This is a genomic window from Massilia aurea (assembly GCF_014200505.1).
Classification (GTDB): Bacteria; Pseudomonadota; Gammaproteobacteria; order Burkholderiales; family Burkholderiaceae_D; genus Telluria; species Telluria aurea_B.
In genome coordinates, this window is the sequence record NZ_JACHBX010000001.1 from 824643 (window position 1) to 843358 (window position 18716).

The window sequence follows — 18716 nt, forward strand, 5'->3', positions numbered from 1 at the left end:
TAAAGTGATGAACCAAGCCATGCTCAATACGACTCCGAACCCGGCTGCGGCCAAAGCCAAGACGATCGAAATCGAAGGCCTGAACTTCTTTTACGGTAAAACGCAGAGTCTGAAGAATGTCAGCCTCGACATCCACGCCAAGCAGGTCACGGCCTTCATCGGCCCGTCGGGCTGCGGCAAGTCGACGCTGCTGCGCACCCTGAACCGGATGTACGACCTGTACCCGGGCCAGCGCGCCGAAGGCAAGATCATGTACCGCGGCGGCAATATCCTCGACGCAGGCGTCGACGTGAACATGCTGCGCGCCAAGGTCGGCATGGTGTTCCAGAAGCCGACCCCGTTCCCGATGTCGATCTACGACAACATCGCGTTCGGCGTGCGCCTGTACGAAAACCTCTCGAAAGGCGAGATGGACGAGCGCGTCGAGTGGGCCCTGAAAAAGGCGGCGCTGTGGGAAGAAGCCAAGGACAAGCTGTCCAAGAGCGGCCTGTCGCTGTCGGGCGGCCAGCAGCAGCGTCTGTGCATCGCGCGCGGCGTGGCAGTCAAGCCTGATGTCTTGTTGCTCGATGAGCCGACCTCGGCGCTGGACCCGATCTCGACCGCCAAGATCGAAGAACTGATCAGCGAACTGAAGCAGGATTACACGATCACGATCGTGACCCACAATATGCAGCAGGCCGCGCGCTGCTCCGACTACACCGCCTATATGTACCTGGGCGAGCTGGTCGAGTTCGGCGAGACCGACCAGATCTTCATGAAGCCGGCGCGCAAGGAAACGCAGGATTACATTACCGGCCGCTTCGGCTGATCGAGCTGGCTGACCTTTTTCGGCCGTCCTCGCGGACGGCTTCACAAGAATATTGACGGAGAGTTTGTATGACAGGCGAGCATTCATCCAAGCAGTACGACCAGGAACTCGAAGGAATCCGTTCCCAGGTCTTGCTGATGGGCGGCATGGTGGAAACCCAGTTCGAAGAAGCGCTGGAATGCTTCCGCATCGGCGACATCGCGCGCGCCGAGCGCGTGATGGCCGAAGACCAGGCCGTCAACCAGCTTGAAGTCGCGCTGGACGACGCCTGCAGCCACCTGATCGTGAAACGCCAGCCGACCGCGAATGACCTGCGCACCGTGATGGCCACGATCAAGGTGATCACCGACCTCGAGCGCATCGGCGACGAAGCGACCAAGGTTGCGCGCACGGCGAAAAGCCTGCACGAGCGGGGCGCAACGGGCTTTGCCCATTTCGACATGATCCGCACGATCGCCAAGGCGACGTCCGAACTGCTGCACGATTCGCTCGACGCGTTCGCGCGCCTGGACGGCAAGCAGGCCTTGCAGATCATCGCGGGCGACGAAGTGGTCGACCACGAGTTCCGCGTGATTCTGCGCACGATGGTCACGTTCATGATGGAAGACCCGCGCACGATTTCGTCGGCGCTCGACACGCTGTGGGTGGCCAAGGCCATCGAGCGCATCGGCGACCATGCCAAGAACATCGCCGAATACGTGATCTACGTGGTCGAAGGCCGCGACATCCGCCACAGCAAGCCGACGCTCGGCGAGCCGCCGGTACTTTGAGCATGGCTGACACCACCTCCGTCCTCGTGGTCGAGGATGAGCCGGCGATCGTCGAACTGGTGACCTATTCGCTGCGTGAAGCGGGCTGGGAAATCCGCACGGCCGATACGGCGGCCGGCGCCTGGGACAGCATCAGCCGGGGCAAGCCCGACCTGCTGCTGCTGGACTGGATGCTGCCCGACCAGAGCGGCCTGCGCTTGCTGTCGCGCCTGCGCGCCGACCGCGACTTCCAGGAGCTGCCGGTGATCATGCTGACGGCCAAGAGCATGGAAGAAGACAAGCTGGCGGGCCTGAACAGCGGCGCCGACGACTACATCACCAAGCCGTTCTCGCCGCGCGAGCTGCTGGCCCGTTCACGTGCGCTGCTGCGCCGCAAGAGTCCGCACCTGGCCGAAGCGCCGCTGCGCGCCGGCAGCGTGACGCTCGATCCGAACAGCTGCACCGTGACGGTCGAGAACCAGCAGATCGACATCGGCAATGCCGAATACAAGCTGCTCAAGTACCTGCTGGCGCACCGCGAGCGCGTGTTTTCGCGCGCCCAGTTGCTCGATAAGGTGTGGGGCGACCATGCGGTGATCGAAGAGCGCACGGTCGACGTGCACGTGCTGCGGCTGCGCAAGGCGCTGAAATCGGCCGACGGCCTGATCCGCACGGTGCGCAGTGTCGGCTACATGCTGTCCGAAAAATAGTCTGTGTCGAAGGACGCGATGAATCCCAAGTTGCTGTTCTGGGTCCCGGCGCTGTTGCGCCTGGGGCTGTTGTTTGCCTTTGCGGGCCTCGTCTGGTGGTGGATGGGGCTGGTGGCCGGACTGTCGCTGGCGCTGGCCGCTGCCGTCACGGCCATCATCGTCCAGCTGTCATATCTGCAGAAGCTGGGCGAGTGGCTCGAGCATCCGCAAGAGACGCGCCTGCCCGATGGCTGGGGCGCCTGGACGGAAGCGTTCGCGCGCCTGTACCACCTGCGGCGCGACGACAAGAAGCACCAGGCTGAACTGACCGAATGGCTGGCCCGGTTCCGCCAGGCGATGCACCTGCTGCCGGAAGGCGTCGCGATCATGGACGACGTGCTGTTTCTGGAGTGGTGCAACCCGGCGCTCGAGCGCCATCTGGGCCTGACGATGGAGCGCGACAAGGGCCTACGCGTGACCAATCTGGTGCGCCATCCCGACTTCATCGACTACATCATCCTGGGCCGCTACGAGCAGCCGCTGACGCTGGCGTTCAGGGGCCGCAAGATCGAGTGCCGCATCATCCCGTTCGAGAACCGGCGCCAGATTCTGGTCACGCACGACGCGACCGACACCGAGCGGATCGAAGCGATGCGGCGCGACTTTATCGCCAACGCCTCGCACGAGCTGAGGACGCCGCTGACGGTGATCGTGGGATTCCTCGAAATCGCGATGGCCGATCCGGGCCTGGACGTGACCACGCGCACGGCGCACCTGACCTTGATGACCGAGCAGGCCCAGCGCATGCAGCGGCTGATCCAGGACATGCTGACCCTGTCGCGGCTGGAGTCGGACGAATTCCCGCTCAAGCGTGAGCGGGTGGACATCAAGCTTCTGGTCGAATCGATCGCTGCCGAAGCGCGCGCGCTGTCGGGCGGCCGGCACACGATCGAGGTGGCGGTGGATGGCCCGGACGTGATGGGCAGCATGGAAGAGCTGCGCAGCGCCTTTGCCAACCTGGCGTCGAACGCCGTGCGCTACTCGCCCAACGGCGGCACGATCCGCCTGGCCTGGTCACGCGGCCCCGACGCGCTGGCGTTCGCCGTGACCGACTGCGGCATCGGCATCGACCCGGAACACATCCCGCGCCTGACGGAACGTTTCTACCGCGTGGACAAGAGCCGCTCGCGCGAAACGCAGGGCACGGGCCTCGGCCTGGCCATCGTCAAGCACGTCCTGCTGCGCCACGGCGGCAAGCTGACGATCACCTCCCAACCCGGCAAAGGCAGCACCTTCGCCGCCACGCTCCCGAACACCTCCCTGCCAGCGTAACGCTCCGACCCCAAAAGCAATTGCATTCCAATTGGGGTCAGAGTCGAATTGTTTGACAACTTTGTGACATGCTTGCGGTATCGATTAGTTAGTCACAAGTTATAAGGTAATGTTTGCGGACGAAAATCAGGGTCGGCGTCGACTTATTGGCAATGTCAGACCATTGCGCAACAAGTCGATGCCGACCCTTGTTTATTCATTCTTTGTCGCCTGAAGACCAATGAACGTGCATCTGCACACGACGCCGATTGATTGCACGATCAACATCCGGCATTAGCTGCAACATTGAAGTTTTCAACGAAAACGCAATGAGCAGTTTCCCGGAATGACGAGAGTCGCGCTCAAGCCTGCTTGCGACGAACAGCGCCAAAGCCCAGTGCAGCCAGGCCGATCAGACTCAGCGTGCCTGGTTCAGGCACTGAGCCGCCTGGGACTTCGGCACCGAGGGTGATGTTGTCGAAACCGATATTGTCGGCACTTCCACCGAAATCAACCGAATGTGCGATGCCGGCGAACGATACGCCGATTGGAATAAAGTTGCAGTAGCTACCGGATGGGTCGCCAACGCACGCACTATTGGTGTTGCCAGGCAGTAGAACGGTGGCCAACAGGGAGCCGGTGCCATTCAATCCATCATAGACATTGACAAACCCTGCCTGGAAAGAACTGTAGAAAAACGAAAAGCCGGTGCCGAATCCACCTGCCACGTTCATCGTTGCGGCGCCGCCCGTCTGGAAGAACAGGATTGTACTGGCGGATGGTTCGTTACCGAAATTTCCGCTGCCGCCCGCGTCAGAATCGATCAGGGCAAGGCTTGTACCGGAAAAATTTATACCGTAATTGGTTCCCGAATTACCTGCTGAATCAGTGCCGCCATTGTAAAAATCGTTAATTGCGGCTAAGTTGCCCGCGCCTTCAAAGGTCAATACGACCGGTGCCGCCATGGCCTGTGCTGACGCCAGGGTTGCGGCCAGCATGGCCAGTTTCAAAATGGATTTCATATTAACTCCCTAGTTGTTGGTGTAAATACACTTAGCAATAGCTGTGCCATCGACTTAAAACCATAAGTATCAAGGAGTTGAAATTTTTGAAACTATTAGTGACTTTGATATGTAAGTTTTTTCGACATGCAGTCCAGTTATAACTTTCGAGTCAATCATCGGATAACGTTGTATCAGGGATTGTCACGTGATTGAATTCTCAGACTGTTGATGCGCTGGTTTTCGCAAGAGGGACAGGTGCAGGAGTTCTGCACGGCCAGGGCACTCCGCCAGCCGTAGAGGCGCGTGTGTGTCAGCAGACAAACATGAAAGGTCCGGCGTCAGCGCGAATGCCGGTGAAAGGCGGCCGACACGAACTTGAGGAGATCGGGGAGGGCGTCAACGTGAAGAGCAACGGTGAAGGCGGCCGAACATTCGCCGCCAACCCTCATTATTGGTCAGGTTAATGCAGCAGGAGAAGGGTGGTGGTCAGCAGGGCTGCCGGGATGCCGATCCATGCGCCTTGGGCGACTTTGCGGGGAGCGTATTGGAGCATGGCGGCCACAGTCCAGGCGGCAACAGACAGGACGCCGCACCACAGTACCGGGCCGACGTGCCAGCCGCGGGCGGCGATGCAGGCGGCGAAAGAAAGTGCCAGACCCAGCCAGGCCAGTGTCCGCATGCGCATTTTCAGCGCTGGCGCTGGCTCCTTGCCGCGGCCGTGCAGGTCGGCGTAGTGGCGGTCCATCACGATGCCTTTGGCGGCGAATGCGCTGAAGGCGAGGGAAACGCTGCTGAGGAATAGCATGCTCATACGGGCTCCATGGTCGAGGTCGATCCGGCGTCAGCCGCCGTCTGCTTTTTCGCTGCTTTCTTTTTGGCCTTGTGCCCCAGCCACCAGGCGGCCCAGCCCAGCAACGCGCCCAGCACCAGGACGACGATGTCGAACGCCGCCACCGGCCGCAGGCCCGGTCCGCCGAACAGCGACACACCCAGGTGTGAATGGGTCGTGAACACGTTCAGCACAGGGATTCCGGCCAGCAGCACCGCGCCGACCGTTAGCTGGAAACGCCACATCGCGCGTGTCGGCCGGATCTGCGCGAGGAGGGCGGCGGCGCCCCAGGCGATGAAGAACCAGTTGGCTTCGGCGCTGGCGCGCTGGGCCATGTCCACCGGCAGCAGGCGGTTGGCCCAGAAGAAGGCGGCAAATGCGATCGGCAGGCCGGCAATGGCGCCAATATTCAGTGCGTCGACCAGGCGTACGCCGAAACCGACGCGTCCGCCGTTGGCCACGATCTTGGCGTACGACTGACGCTCCCGCACGCCCCACAGCAGCGCGCCGGTGGCGACCATCGCAGAACCAGCCAGGCCGCATACGAAGAACAGCGCGCGCAGCAGCGGATCGGCGAAGTGCGCCAGATGCATGCCATAGATGGCGGCGCGCGTGGCGAGCGCCGTGCTCACCGGCGGCGTTTCAGACAGCAGGGCGCCGCTGACGCCATCGAACGTCATCGCCGGCTCGAGATTCGACAACTGCTGGCCCGACGGGCGATACAGTTCCACGCGCGCGGCCGCATCGTTCGGATGACTGATCGCCACGCGCGACGGCGTCACGCCCCACGCCCGCTCGGCCTGTTGCAGCATCGGCGCGATATCGGCAAGCGGCGCGGCGATGTCCGCCGGCTTGCCGCGCTCAAAGTTGCCAAACACGTCGCTGAACATCGTGTTCTGCTCGTCGCCGTACAGCGCCTTGGTGGGCGCGGGCATATAGATGAACATCAGCGTCACGATGCCCGTGTAGGTGATCATCAAATGAAACGGCAGTGCCAGCACGGCAGTCGCGTTGTGCGCATCCAGCCACGAACGCTGGCCTTTCTTTGGGCGGAACGTGAAGAAGTCCTTGAAGATGCGCTTGTGCGTGATCACGCCGCTGATGATCGCCACCAGCATGAACATTGCGCCAATGCCGACAATCCAGCGGCCCCAGATGGCCGGCATGTAGTGCAGGTCGAAGTGCAGGCGGTACAGGAAGTCCCCGCCACGGGTGTCGCGCGGTTTGGCCGTCTGCAGGCCACTAGACGGATCGAGCGTGACATTCTGGTCGCGCAGCGCATTGCGGCGCTCTTGGCGCGTCATGTCTTTTTTCGGCGGATTCTGCCAGCTGGCCTGGATCAGCGGATTGCGCTCATCGGGCAGGTCGATCGTCCAGCGCGTCGCGCTTGGCGCGCGTTCCTGCAGCACGCGCACGGCCAGTTGCGCCGACTGCGCCGGGGACAGCGTGGCCGGCGCAGCCGCTGCCGCGTGCAGCTCGGGCTTCATCCAGAACGTGATCTCGTGCCGGTAATACGCCGCCGTGCCGCCCATGAACACCAGCAGCAGCAGCCAGCACACGAGCAGGCCAGCCCACGTATGCACCCACGCCATCGATTGTCGCAAGCCGTCCTTCATGCCGTCCCTCCGACCAGCCACAACACCATTCCCAGCACCGCGCACGTTGCAGCCACGCCAACGCAGGCGCGCAGCGCGCTGCGCGTGGCAAACACCCACAGGATGACGCAGGGATAGATGACGAACGCCAGCAGCGTGGCGATGGTGACGGCGTCGGCGCGTGGCAGCGGCAGCGCCAGCGCAATGAGTGCGCCCCCAAGCGCGGAGAGCACGTAGCCGCCGCCGATCGCGGCCACCGCGCGGGCGGTGACGCCGCCACGGTAGCGCCAGGTGATCGTGGTCATGAGTCCGGGCCTTTCTTCAGACGACGGATGGCATCACTGGATAGACGGTCAGCCGGATCAGTGATCGGCGCTTGGCGCCATGGCTGGGCCAGCCGCGACGGCTGCGATGCCCTTTGGCTGCACGACGCTCAGCGACGTGGTGTAGCTGGACGTTGCGTATTGCAGGCCGGCGCGCTCGCCTGCCGTCTTGTCGGTGTGCTCGGTTTCCAGCACATACAGGCCTTTCCATGGCATGTCGAACTTGACGACGCCGCTCTCATCCGACTCGGCTTCTTTCGCCCAGCCGCTCTGGACGATGGCATTGACCTTGGCTTTCGGCAGCGGCTGGCCCTTGTAGAACACCTTGAATTCGCCGGCCTTGCCTGTCGGGACGAGGTCGAGCGTCAGCTTCGGCTGCTGCGCGGCGAAGCTGGTGGTCATGCGCGCGGCCGGCACCCAGATGTGGTTCAGCTTCTTGCCGGCCTCAACTGTTTCCCAGCTCGGGTAAGCATTGTCCTGAGCGACGATCGCGTCACCCGCTGCCGGCGTGGCGCCGCTGACGAGGTAGCCCTTGGCAGTCTTGTCCAGCTTGAGCGTGCGTTCGCCCTTGGCGCCCAGCAGCGTCGCGCTCGGGGCACCAAACTTGTCGAGCAGGCCCGGCGTGGTTTCACGCTGGTTCAGGGCAAACTCGCCGAATTGCAGCTTGACCGCCTTGCCATCCTGCTCGAACCAGATTTGGTGGGCCTGTGCAGCAGGCGCGGCGACCAGCATGGCGACGAGGGAGGAGAGCAGAATTTTGGTCATGGTAAGCGCTTTATGGTTGTTGATCGGATCAGACGGGCAGTAATGCGACAGGAATTATAATGCGAATCATTCTCATTTCAAAACATTTTTGCAACTGCTCGCAGCGGAGCGAATCACCCGCCTGCGGTCGCGCCCGCCAATGCATGTCATCAAGAACGCGCCGATGTACAATCGTGCCTCGTTCTTATCGGCCCCCTCTATGCTCTCTCGACGTACTTCCCTCGTGGCCTGCGCCGCGCTGTTGCTGGCCGCCTGCGGCAGCACCCCGACCCCGGCTCCCGTCACTCCCGTTGCCGCCCCCAAGGCAGCGCCATTGCCTCCCAAGAAAATCCGTATCGGCCTGGCCCTCGGTGGCGGCGCTGCGCGCGGCTTCGCCCATATCGGCGTCATCAAGGCGCTCGAAGCTCAGGGCATCTACCCGGAAATCGTCGTCGGCACCAGCGCCGGCTCGGTCGTCGGCGCGCTGTATGCGTCAGGCGTGAACGGCTTTGCGCTGCAAAAGACGGCGATGACCATGGACGAGGCCACCATCTCGGACTGGGCGCTGCCGCTGTTCAGCAAATCAACGGGCCTGCTCAAGGGCGAGGCGCTGCAGAGCTATGTGAACAAGGCCGTCAACAACGTGCCGATCGAGAAGTTGAAACTGCGCTTCGGCGCCGTGGCGACCGACCTGAAAACGGGCCAGCCAATCCTGTTCAGCCGCGGCAATACGGGCATGGCCGTGCGTGCGTCGTCGTCAGTGCCGAGCGTGTTCCAGCCGGTCGTCATCGGCAACAAGAGCTATGTCGACGGCGGCCTGGTCGCGCCGGTGCCGGTGCGCTACGTGCGCGACATGGGCGCCGATTTCATCATCGCGGTCAATATCTCGAGCGCGACCGAGGGTGCCGCCACGGCCAGCTCGCTCGACGTGCTGATGCAGACCTTCTCGATCATGGGCCAGCGCCTGAATCACTTCGAGCTCAAGGATGCCGACGTCGTCATCACGCCCGCACTGGGCAATATGGGCTCGAGCGATTTCGGTGGCCGCAACCTGGCCATCCTGGCGGGCGAGCAGGCCGCCGCCGCCGTCATGCCGCAAATCAAGGCCAAACTGAAACTCAAACAGCAAGTTCCCTGAGAAAGCCCACGATGAACACCAAACCTTACCTGACCCTGGCGGATGCCAAACAGATCGGCGCTGCCGCCGAAGCCGAAGCCCTTGCCAACGGCTGGGCCGTGTCGATCGCCATCGTCGACGATGGCGGCCACCTGCTGTGGCAGCAGCGCCTGGACGGCGCGCCGCCGATCTCGTCGCACATCGCACCCAGCAAGGCCAACACGGCCGCGCTCGGCCGCCGCGAGTCGAAGGTATATGAAGACGTGATCAATGGCGGGCGCATGTCGTTCCTCAGCGCGCCGAAGCTCGAAGGCATGCTCGAGGGCGGTGTGCCCGTCATCGTCGATGGCCACGTGATTGGCGCCGTCGGCGTGTCGGGCGTGAAATCGAACGAGGATGTGCAGATCGCCAAAGCCGGTATTGCCGTCCTGGGCGCGGCGTAAATGGCGCGTGCGGGCATATGATTTGTGCCCGTATTTGCTGCAACGCCGCATTGCCGAATGCCGTTGTACGCGCTATAATTCGGAAGTTTATCTAATTCAAACTTCGCCGTAGCGCATACCCACCAACCCTCATTCAACATGACCTCCAACACCCGGCGCAAGTAGTGCAGCGGGGTTTGCTGGATGTCGGTCTGACGTGGCGCAGCTACGGCAACTTTTACGGGAGTTGCCCTTGCCGCCATTCTTTTCCGGCCCCTCTGTTCCGGCCATCCTGGCCCTTGCTGACGGGACCATCTTCAAAGGTTATTCCATCGGCGCCGTCGGTCACACGACCGGCGAAGTGGTGTTCAACACCGCCATGACCGGCTACCAGGAAATCCTTACCGACCCGAGCTATTCGCGTCAGATCGTCACGCTGACCTACCCGCACATCGGTAACTATGGCGTCAACACGACCGACGTGGAAGCATCGAAAGTGCACGCCGCGGGCCTCATCATTCGCGACCTGCCGCTGCTGGCCTCCAACTTCCGCTCGACGCAGTCGCTCGGCGACTACCTGAAGGCCGAGAACGTCGTCGCGATTGCCGGCATCGACACCCGCAAGCTCACCCGCATCCTGCGCGAGAAGGGCGCCCAGGCCGGCGCGATCCTCACCGCCGCGCAAGGCGCCGAGCCATCGACGGCGCAAGCGCTCGAACTGGCGCGCTCGTTCCCGGGCCTGGCCGGCATGGACCTGGCCAAGGTCGTGTCGGTGAAAGCCCCGTACGAGTTCACCGAAACCGAATGGAAGCTGGGCGAAGGCTTCGGCAAGCAGACCAATCCCCAGTACCACGTGGTCGCCTTCGACTACGGCGTCAAGCGCAACATCTTGCGCATGCTGGCCGAGCGCGGCTGCAAGGTCACCGTGCTGCCGGCGCAGTCCACCGCCGCCGACGCGCTGGCGCTGAACCCGGACGGTATCTTCCTGGCCAACGGCCCGGGCGACCCGGAACCATGTGACTACGCCATCGCCGCTTCGCGCGAGCTGATCGAAAAAGGCATCCCGACCTTCGGCATCTGCCTCGGTCACCAGATCATGGCGCTGGCGTCCGGCGCCAAGACCATGAAGATGAAGTTCGGCCACCACGGCGCCAACCACCCGGTGCAGGATCTCGATTCCAAAAAAGTGTTGATCACGTCGCAGAACCACGGCTTTGCGGTCGATCCGACTACCTTGCCGGCCAACTGCCGCGTCACGCACGTGTCGCTGTTCGACGGCTCGCTGCAGGGTTTCGAGCGTACCGACAAACCCGCGTTCTGCTTCCAGGGTCACCCTGAAGCCTCGCCTGGGCCGACCGACGTCGCCTACCTGTTTGACCGCTTCATCGGCCTGATGCAAGCAGCGGAGAAAAAATAATATGCCAAAACGTAGTGACATTAAAAGCATCCTGATCATCGGCGCTGGCCCGATCGTCATCGGCCAGGCCGTCGAATTCGACTACTCCGGCGCGCAGGCCTGCAAGGCCCTGCGCGAAGAGGGTTACAAGGTCATCCTGGTCAACTCGAACCCGGCCACGATCATGACCGACCCGGAAACGGCGGATGTGACCTACATCGAGCCGATCACCTGGAAGGTCGTCGAGCGCATCATCGAGAAAGAGCGTCCGGACGCGATCCTGCCGACGATGGGCGGCCAGACCGCGCTCAATTGCGCGCTCGACCTGCATCGCCACGGCGTGCTCGAGAAATACAATGTCGAGCTGATCGGCGCGACGCCGGAAGCCATCGACAAGGCTGAAGACCGCCTGAAGTTCAAGAACGCGATGACCAAGATCGGCCTGGGTTCGGCGCGTTCGGGCGTGGCGCACACGATGGAAGAATCGTGGGTCGTGCAACGCGAGATGGGCTTCCCGACCATCATCCGTCCATCGTTCACGATGGGCGGCAGCGGCGGCGGTATCGCCTACAACGAAGAAGAATTCGAAGCGATCTGCAAGCGCGGCCTCGAAGCCTCGCCAACCTCGGAGCTGCTCATCGAAGAGTCGCTGCTGGGTTGGAAAGAGTACGAGATGGAAGTCGTGCGCGACAAGAACGACAACTGCATCATCATCTGCTCGATCGAGAACCTCGATCCGATGGGCGTGCACACGGGCGACTCGATCACGGTCGCACCGGCGCAGACCCTGACCGACAAGGAATACCAGATCCTGCGCAACGCGTCGATCGACGTGCTGCGTGAAATCGGCGTCGATACGGGCGGCTCGAACGTGCAGTTCGCGATCAACCCGAAAGACGGCCGCATGATCGTCATCGAGATGAACCCGCGCGTCTCGCGTTCGTCGGCACTGGCCTCGAAAGCCACCGGCTTCCCGATCGCCAAGGTTGCGGCCAAGCTGGCTGTCGGCTACACGCTGGACGAGCTGCGCAACGACATCACGGGCGGCGCCACGCCGGCCTCGTTCGAACCGTCGATCGACTACGTCGTCGTCAAGATCCCGCGCTTCACGTTCGAGAAATTCCCGACCGCCGACAAGCACCTGACCACGCAGATGAAATCGGTGGGCGAAGTGATGGCCATGGGCCGCACCTTCCAGGAATCGTTCCAGAAAGCGCTGCGCGGCCTCGAAGTGGGCGTCGATGGCCTGAACGAAAAGACGCGCGACCGCGAAAAGATCGAAGAAGAGCTGGGCGAGCCTGGTCCGGACCGCATCTGGTATGTGGGCGATGCGTTTGCCCAGGGCTTCACGCTCGAAGAAGTGCACAACCTGACCAAGATCGATCCGTGGTTCCTCGTGCAGATCAAGGAAATCGTCGACATCGAGCTGTGGCTCGAGACGCAGACGCTCGAAAGCCTGGACAAGCCGCTGCTGTACAAGCTCAAGCAAAAAGGTTTTGCTGACCGTCGCCTGGCCTTCCTGCTGAAGGTCAAGCCCGAAGAGGTGCGTGCGCGCCGTCATGCGCTGAACATCCGTCCGGTCTACAAGCGCGTCGACACCTGCGCGGCCGAGTTCTCGACCAACACCGCGTACATGTACTCGACGTACGACGAAGAGTGCGAGTCGAACCCGACCGACAAGAAAAAGATCATGGTGCTGGGCGGTGGTCCGAACCGCATCGGCCAGGGTATCGAGTTCGACTACTGCTGCGTCCACGCGGCCCTCGCGATGCGCGAAGACGGCTACGAGACCATCATGGTCAACTGCAACCCAGAGACGGTTTCGACCGACTATGACACGTCCGACCGCCTGTACTTCGAGTCGCTGACACTCGAAGATGTGCTCGAAATCGTCGAGCTGGAAAAGCCGGTGGGCGTGATCGTCCAGTACGGCGGCCAGACCCCGTTGAAGCTGGCACTCGACCTCGAAGCGAACGGCGTGCCGATCATCGGCACCTCGCCGGACATGATCGACGCCGCCGAAGACCGCGAGCGTTTCCAGCAGCTGCTGCAAGAGCTGGGCCTGCGCCAGCCGCCAAACCGCACCGCCCGCACCGAAGCCGACGCGCTGGCGCTGGCCGAAGAAATCGGGTATCCGCTGGTCGTGCGTCCATCGTACGTGCTGGGTGGCCGCGCGATGGAAATCGTCCACGAGCAGCGTGACCTCGAGCGCTACATGCGCGAAGCGGTCAAGGTCTCGCACGATTCGCCGGTGCTGCTCGACCGCTTCCTGAACGACGCCATCGAAGTCGACGTCGACTGCATCTCGGACGGCGAAGCCACCTTCATCGGCGGCGTGATGGAGCACATCGAACAGGCTGGCGTGCACTCGGGCGACTCGGCCTGCTCGCTGCCACCGTACTCGCTGACGCAAGCGACGATCGATGAGCTCAAGCGCCAGACCTCGCTGATGGCCAAGGCCCTGAACGTGGTCGGCCTGATGAACGTGCAGTTCGCGATCCAGCAGAAGGAAGAAAACGGCCAGACCGTCGATACCGTGTTCGTGCTGGAAGTGAACCCACGCGCGTCGCGTACCGTGCCGTTCGTGTCGAAAGCCACCGGCCTGCAGCTGGCGAAGATCGCCGCGCGCTGCATGGTTGGCCAGACGCTGGCGCAGCAGGGCATCACGAAGGAAGTGATCCCGCCATTCTTCAGCGTGAAGGAAGTCGTGTTCCCGTTCGTGAAGTTCCCGGGCGTCGACACCATCCTGGGCCCCGAGATGAAATCGACCGGTGAAGTGATGGGCGTGGGCATGACCTTCGGCGAAGCCTTCGTCAAGTCGCAGCTGGCCGCCGGCATCAAGCTGCCGCGTTCGGGCACCGTGTTCCTGTCGGTGAAATCGTCCGACAAGCCGCGTGCAACGAGCGTGGCGCGTGACCTGGTGGCGCTGGGCTTCGACCTGGTCGCGACCAAGGGCACGGCCGCCGTGATCGCCGCCGCCGGAATCCCGGTGCGCGCCGTGAACAAGGTGCTCGAAGGCCGTCCGCATGTCGTCGACATGATCAAGAACCGCGAAATCGTCATGGTCGTCAACACGGTCGAAGAAAAGCGCAGCGCCATCGTCGACTCGCGCGCGATCCGTACGTCGGCACTGGCCGCCCACGTGGTGACCTACACGACGATCGCCGGCGCCGAAGCGGCAATCGAAGGCATGCCGCATATCGACGAACTGCGTGTGTATGATTTACAAGGTCTGCATAAAACCTTAAACTAAGCAGACGCAGTACCCGTCACACTGGAAGTCCAGTCAACCACAGAGCTCGCGCGGCCTTGGCGCCGCGTGCCTCTGTGGTTTTCGCTTTCTTGCGGCTTCGGTACATTCGTCAAATAAATCACAAGCAGAGAACCATGACCACACCACTGACCAAATTCGGCGCAGAACTCCTGAAAGAAGAGCTGCACCAGCTCAAGACGAAGGAACGCCGCAGCGTGATCGACGCGATCGCCGAAGCGCGTTCGCATGGCGACCTGTCCGAGAACGCCGAGTACGATGCCGCCAAGGAACGCCAGGCGTTCGTCGAAGGCCGCATCGCCGAGCTGGAAAGCAAGCTGAGCACCTCGCAGGTGATCGATCCGACCACGCTCGACGCCGAAGGCCGCGTGGTGTTCGCCGCCACGGTCGACCTGGAAGACCTCGATTCGAGCCAGAAGGTCACCTACCAGATCGTCGGCATGGATGAAGCCGACCTCAAGATGAACAAGGTCTCGATCACGTCGCCCATCGCGCGCGCGCTGATCGGCAAATACGCCGGCGACGTCGTTGAAGTGCAGGCGCCGTCCGGCCCGCGCGAATACGAAATCCTGGAAGTGCGCTACATCTGATGGACAGCGGCGCGCAGGGGCTCGCAGCAGGTCAGGTGCCGGGCCGGGCAGGACGTCTGCCGGCGGCACGCCTGCTGGTGGCGGCGCTGTGGACCGGCAGCCTGTGGGCGCTGGGCTATATCGCGGCGCCGACGGCGTTCAAGGTGCTTGGCAGCGGGCAGGCAGGCGATCTGGTTGCCGTGCTGCTCACGCGCCAGGCCTGGCTGTCGATCGGCTGTGCGATCGTGCTGGCGCTGTTACTGTGGCGCTCGACCGATCTTGCCGCGCCGCGCCGGCGCTTTCTGGGCTGGCTCGTAATCGCGATGCTGGCGTGTGCGCTGGTGATCTTCGTGGGCTTGCAGCCCGGGATGGCACACCTGCGCGTGCTGGCCGGTGAGGCCGGGGTGCGTGCGTCGCCGTACTGGACGCAGTTTGCGGTCATGCATGGGGTGTCGCAGGTGTTCCACATGATCCAGAGCGTGCTGGGGGCGTGGTTGCTCGTCAAGCTGCGGTAATTTTTAGCCCATCGTACGCGCCACCGATATAAAAAAACCGGGTTGCCCCGGTTTTTTTTACTTGTTCAGCGAGCTCTTTTTGGAGCTGGTCTGACGTGGCTTGGCGCGCTTGATGTTACCGCCTGCCGTGACGCGCTCGTTACCCTTGAGCATGACCTTGGTGACGCTCGGCTTCTTGGTGCCGCTGGCGCTGGCCTTGACGATCGTGACTTCGCGCATGCCCGGGCCGGCCTTGCTGCTGCGTTCCTTGGCCGTCTCGACCTTCGGACGGTACAGCACCAGCAGCTTGCCGATGTGCTGGACCTGGGCCGCGTCGAGGTCGGCGCTGATCTTGTCGTACATGGCAACGCGCGCTTCGCGGTCGTCACCGAACACGCGCACCTTGATCAGGCCGTGCGAGTCGAGGCTGTTGGCGACTTCCTTCATCACGGATTCGGTCAGGCCGTCGGCGCCGATCATGACAACAGGATTGAGCCCGTGGGCTTCTGCGCGCAGAGCACTGCGCTCGGCCGGAGTGAGTTTAAGCATAATAAATTTTTGATGGACCTATAAAAGCAGTATTCTACGCGAATGGCCAAGAACAAATTAAACAAAAACTGGTTACACGACCATATTAACGATCCCTATGTCAAACTCGCGCAAAAAGAGGGCTACCGCGCCCGTGCCGCCTACAAACTGAAAGAAATCGACGAGGCCGAGAAGCTCATCAAGTCGGGCAATGTTGTGGTTGACCTTGGCTGCACGCCAGGTAGCTGGGCCCAGTACACGCGGCGCAAGCTGGCCGGCAAGGACGGCGGCGGCATCCACGGTACCATCATTGGCCTGGATATTTTGCCAATGGAACCGGTCGCCGATGTTCAATATATTCAGGGCGACTTCCGCGAAGAAGAAGTGCTGACGCAGCTCGACGTCGTGCTGGCCGATCGCAAGGTCGACGTGGTGCTGTCGGACATGGCGCCGAACCTGTCGGGTATCGGCCACGCCGACGCCGCCCGCATGGAACATCTGATCGATCTGGCGATCGAATTCTCCCAGGCGCATCTGAAGCCGGGCGGGGCGCTGCTGGTGAAGTGTTTCAAGGACATGGGTTTTACCCAGATCCTGGAGAAATTCCGGCTTGAGTTTACGACCGTGAAGCAAATCAAACCGAAGGCCAGCCGCGATAAATCGTCCGAGATTTTCCTGCTGGGCAGAGGTCTGAAAAATCCAAGCGTGTAATTGGCGTGTGGTGACAGATCGCCCCTTGAAATTCAGCCGCGCGGCCACCACATCTGCCGCGTGATCCCTTGTATTGCGACTGCGTTTCGGGCAGTCGGCGATGTCGGGAATGAATAAGACAGTCATTCGATGGTATTTCGACACTACGGCTGGAGTTGCGTGGCAGCGTTGGCCTATTGCGGGTAAAATCAGAATACTGAAATCGGTAGAGATGCGTACGCATCGGAGGAGTGCTCGTGAATAATATGTTTTCCAAATCCGCCATCTGGGTGGTCGTCGCGCTGCTGTTGTTCATGCTGTTCAAGCAGTTTGACACCCACAGCGTCGCTGGCGGCAGCAAGACCATCGCTTATTCCGAGTTGCTCGATGAAGTGAAGTCGCGCCGCATCAAGGAAGTCCTGATCGAGGGCACCAACATCACCGCCACGCGCGCTGATGACACCAAGGTGCGCGCGACCGCCACCGGTCTCGACCGCGGCCTGATCGGCGACCTGCGTGAATACGGCGTGCGCTTCGACGTCAAGCCACCAGAAGAGCCTTCGTTCCTGCAACAGGTCTTCATCTCGTGGTTCCCGATGCTTCTCTTGATCGGCGTGTGGGTGTTCTTCATGCGTCAGATGCAGGGCGGCGGCAAGGGCGGCGCGTTCTCCTTCGGCAAGTCGAAGGCCCGCATGCTCGACGAAACCAACAACACCGTGACGTTCTCGGACGTCGCCGGTTGCGATGAAGCCAAAGAAGAAGTCTCCGAGATCGTCGACTTCCTGCGCGATCCAACCAAGTTCCAGAAACTGGGCGGCCGCATCCCGCGCGGCGTGCTGATGGTCGGTCCTCCGGGCACCGGTAAAACGCTGCTGGCCCGCGCCATCGCTGGCGAAGCCAAAGTGCCGTTCTTCTCGATCTCGGGTTCCGACTTCGTCGAGATGTTCGTCGGCGTCGGTGCAAGCCGTGTGCGTGACATGTTCGAGAATGCCAAGAAGCATTCGCCGTGCATCATCTTCATCGACGAGATCGACGCGGTCGGTCGTCACCGTGGCGCCGGCATGGGCGGCGGCAACGACGAACGCGAACAGACACTGAACCAGCTGCTGGTCGAGATGGATGGTTTTGAAGCGCAATCGGGCGTGATCGTCATTGCTGCAACCAACCGCGCCGACGTGCTGGACAAAGCGCTGCTGCGTCCGGGCCGTTTCGACCGCCAGGTGATGGTGGGCCTGCCGGACATCCGTGGCCGCGAACAGATCCTGAACGTGCACATGCGTAAAGTGCCGATCGGCACCGACGTCAAGTCCGACATCCTGGCCCGTGGTACGCCTGGTTTCTCGGGCGCCGATCTGGCCAACCTGGTCAATGAAGCGGCGCTGTTCGCAGCCCGCCGCAGCAAGCGCCTGGTCGAGATGATCGATTTCGAAGATGCGAAAGACAAGATCTTCATGGGTCCGGAACGCAAGTCGATGGTCATCCGCGAGGAAGAGCGCCGCAACACGGCCTACCACGAGTCGGGCCACGCGGTGATCGCCAAGCTATTGCCAAAGGCTGATCCGGTGCACAAGGTCACGATCATGCCGCGCGGTTATGCGTTGGGTCTGACCTGGCAGCTGCCTGAGCACGATGCACTGTCTGGCTATAAAGACAAGATGCTCGAGGAAATCTCGATCCTGTTCGGTGGCCGTATCGCTGAAGAGATTTTCGTCGGCCAGATGTCCACCGGCGCATCGAATGACTTCTCACGTGCCACCAAGCTGGCGCGTTCGATGGTGACCCGTTTCGGCATGTCTGACAGCATGGGCGTGATGGTCTACGAAGACAGCGAGAACGAAGGCTTCTTCGGCGGTGCCACCAAGACCATTTCGGAAGCGACCCAGCAAAAGGTCGACGCCGAGATCCGCGCGATCCTCGATACGCAGTACGCCCTGGCGCGTCGTCTGCTGGAAGAAAACCGCGACAAGGTCGAAATGATGACGAAGGCGCTGCTCGACTGGGAAACCATCGATGCCGATCAGATCAACGACATCATGGCCGGGCAGGAGCCACGCAAGCCGACGACGGTGCTGACCAAGCGCACGCCGCCAGGCGACAGCGGCCCTGGTGGTGTGGCGCCAAACGCCACCGCACCAGCCTGACGCTCGCGCTACCCCACGAAGGCACCCGCAAGGGTG

Annotated in this window: 18 protein-coding genes; 12 read left to right on the forward strand and 6 right to left on the reverse strand. The window is 62.1% G+C overall.

The genetic code is table 11. The annotated features are described in order from the left end of the window. The first annotated feature begins 19 nt into the window (after positions 1–19). From pstB to phoR, 4 genes are all read left to right on the forward strand, one after another. A complete protein-coding gene (gene pstB, locus HD842_RS03660; protein ID WP_229424584.1) occupies positions 20–808 on the forward strand; it encodes a phosphate ABC transporter ATP-binding protein PstB in 789 nt (262 codons plus the stop codon). 68 nt (positions 809–876) lie between these two features. After that, entirely contained in the window at positions 877–1578 is a 702-nt protein-coding gene (phoU, locus tag HD842_RS03665) for a phosphate signaling complex protein PhoU (protein WP_183551093.1), read from the forward strand. Positions 1579–1580: 2 nt separating this feature from the next. Continuing rightward, positions 1581–2267 (forward strand): response regulator, encoded by a 687-nt coding sequence (locus HD842_RS03670; RefSeq protein WP_183551095.1) that lies wholly within the window; start codon positions 1581–1583, stop codon positions 2265–2267. Between the two features lie 18 nt (positions 2268–2285). After that, the gene (gene phoR / locus HD842_RS03675; RefSeq protein ID WP_183551097.1) at positions 2286–3578 is read left to right on the forward strand and encodes a phosphate regulon sensor histidine kinase PhoR; all 1293 of its coding nucleotides are present in this window, start codon (positions 2286–2288) and stop codon (positions 3576–3578) included. A gap of 341 nt (positions 3579–3919) precedes the next feature. On the opposite strand, the gene HD842_RS03680 is transcribed toward phoR, so the two are convergent. The 5 genes from HD842_RS03680 to HD842_RS03700 form a co-directional block, all read right to left on the reverse strand. Next, positions 3920–4579 carry a PEP-CTERM sorting domain-containing protein gene (locus HD842_RS03680; RefSeq protein WP_183551099.1) on the reverse strand — a complete coding sequence of 220 codons (660 nt, stop codon included), beginning with the start codon at positions 4577–4579 and terminating at the stop codon, positions 3920–3922. Between the two features lie 442 nt (positions 4580–5021). Continuing rightward, positions 5022–5372 (reverse strand): DUF3325 domain-containing protein, encoded by a 351-nt coding sequence (locus HD842_RS03685; protein ID WP_183551101.1) that lies wholly within the window; start codon positions 5370–5372, stop codon positions 5022–5024. Further along, positions 5369–7006, reverse strand: coding sequence for a PepSY-associated TM helix domain-containing protein (locus HD842_RS03690; RefSeq protein ID WP_183551103.1), 1638 nt, complete (start codon positions 7004–7006; stop codon positions 5369–5371). Before HD842_RS03690 ends, HD842_RS03685 begins: the two co-directional genes overlap by 4 nt. Further along, positions 7003–7290 (reverse strand): DUF3649 domain-containing protein, encoded by a 288-nt coding sequence (locus tag HD842_RS03695; RefSeq protein WP_183551105.1) that lies wholly within the window; start codon positions 7288–7290, stop codon positions 7003–7005. Before HD842_RS03695 ends, HD842_RS03690 begins: the two co-directional genes overlap by 4 nt. 57 nt (positions 7291–7347) lie before the next feature. Then, on the reverse strand, positions 7348–8073 hold the full coding sequence (locus HD842_RS03700; RefSeq protein WP_183551107.1) for a DUF4198 domain-containing protein: 726 nt from the start codon (positions 8071–8073) through the stop codon (positions 7348–7350). Positions 8074–8272: 199 nt separating this feature from the next. Here HD842_RS03700 and HD842_RS03705 point away from each other — a divergent pair, with 199 nt between their 5' ends. The 6 genes from HD842_RS03705 to HD842_RS03730 all read left to right on the forward strand — a co-directional run bounded on the left by HD842_RS03705 (position 8273) and on the right by HD842_RS03730 (position 15342). Next, complete coding sequence (locus tag HD842_RS03705) at positions 8273–9190, forward strand: patatin-like phospholipase family protein (RefSeq protein WP_183551109.1); 918 nt, start codon at positions 8273–8275, stop codon at positions 9188–9190. 11 nt (positions 9191–9201) lie between these two features. Then, positions 9202–9612, forward strand: a complete 411-nt coding sequence (locus HD842_RS03710; RefSeq protein WP_183551111.1) for a GlcG/HbpS family heme-binding protein — start codon at positions 9202–9204, stop codon at positions 9610–9612. 232 nt (positions 9613–9844) lie between these two features. After that, on the forward strand, positions 9845–11008 hold the full coding sequence (gene carA / locus HD842_RS03715) for a glutamine-hydrolyzing carbamoyl-phosphate synthase small subunit (protein WP_183551113.1): 1164 nt from the start codon (positions 9845–9847) through the stop codon (positions 11006–11008). A gap of 1 nt (position 11009) precedes the next feature. Beyond that, positions 11010–14240, forward strand: a complete 3231-nt coding sequence (gene carB, locus HD842_RS03720) for a carbamoyl-phosphate synthase large subunit (protein WP_183551116.1) — start codon at positions 11010–11012, stop codon at positions 14238–14240. A gap of 134 nt (positions 14241–14374) precedes the next feature. Then, a complete protein-coding gene (gene greA, locus HD842_RS03725; RefSeq protein ID WP_183551119.1) occupies positions 14375–14848 on the forward strand; it encodes a transcription elongation factor GreA in 474 nt (157 codons plus the stop codon). Further along, positions 14848–15342: a DUF4149 domain-containing protein gene (locus tag HD842_RS03730; RefSeq protein ID WP_183551122.1), complete on the forward strand. Its 495-nt coding sequence runs from the start codon at positions 14848–14850 to the stop codon at positions 15340–15342. Before greA ends, HD842_RS03730 begins: the two co-directional genes overlap by 1 nt. A 57-nt stretch (positions 15343–15399) precedes the next feature. Here HD842_RS03730 and yhbY read toward each other — a convergent pair whose 3' ends face one another. Further along, the gene (gene yhbY, locus HD842_RS03735) at positions 15400–15870 is read right to left on the reverse strand and encodes a ribosome assembly RNA-binding protein YhbY (protein WP_183551125.1); all 471 of its coding nucleotides are present in this window, start codon (positions 15868–15870) and stop codon (positions 15400–15402) included. A 42-nt stretch (positions 15871–15912) separates the two neighbouring features. Here yhbY and HD842_RS03740 point away from each other — a divergent pair, with 42 nt between their 5' ends. Beyond that, positions 15913–16560 carry an RlmE family RNA methyltransferase gene (locus tag HD842_RS03740; RefSeq protein WP_183551130.1) on the forward strand — a complete coding sequence of 216 codons (648 nt, stop codon included), beginning with the start codon at positions 15913–15915 and terminating at the stop codon, positions 16558–16560. A 236-nt stretch (positions 16561–16796) separates the two neighbouring features. Further along, positions 16797–18680 (forward strand): ATP-dependent zinc metalloprotease FtsH, encoded by a 1884-nt coding sequence (gene ftsH / locus HD842_RS03745; RefSeq protein WP_258837589.1) that lies wholly within the window; start codon positions 16797–16799, stop codon positions 18678–18680. Positions 18681–18716: the final 36 nt, after the last annotated feature.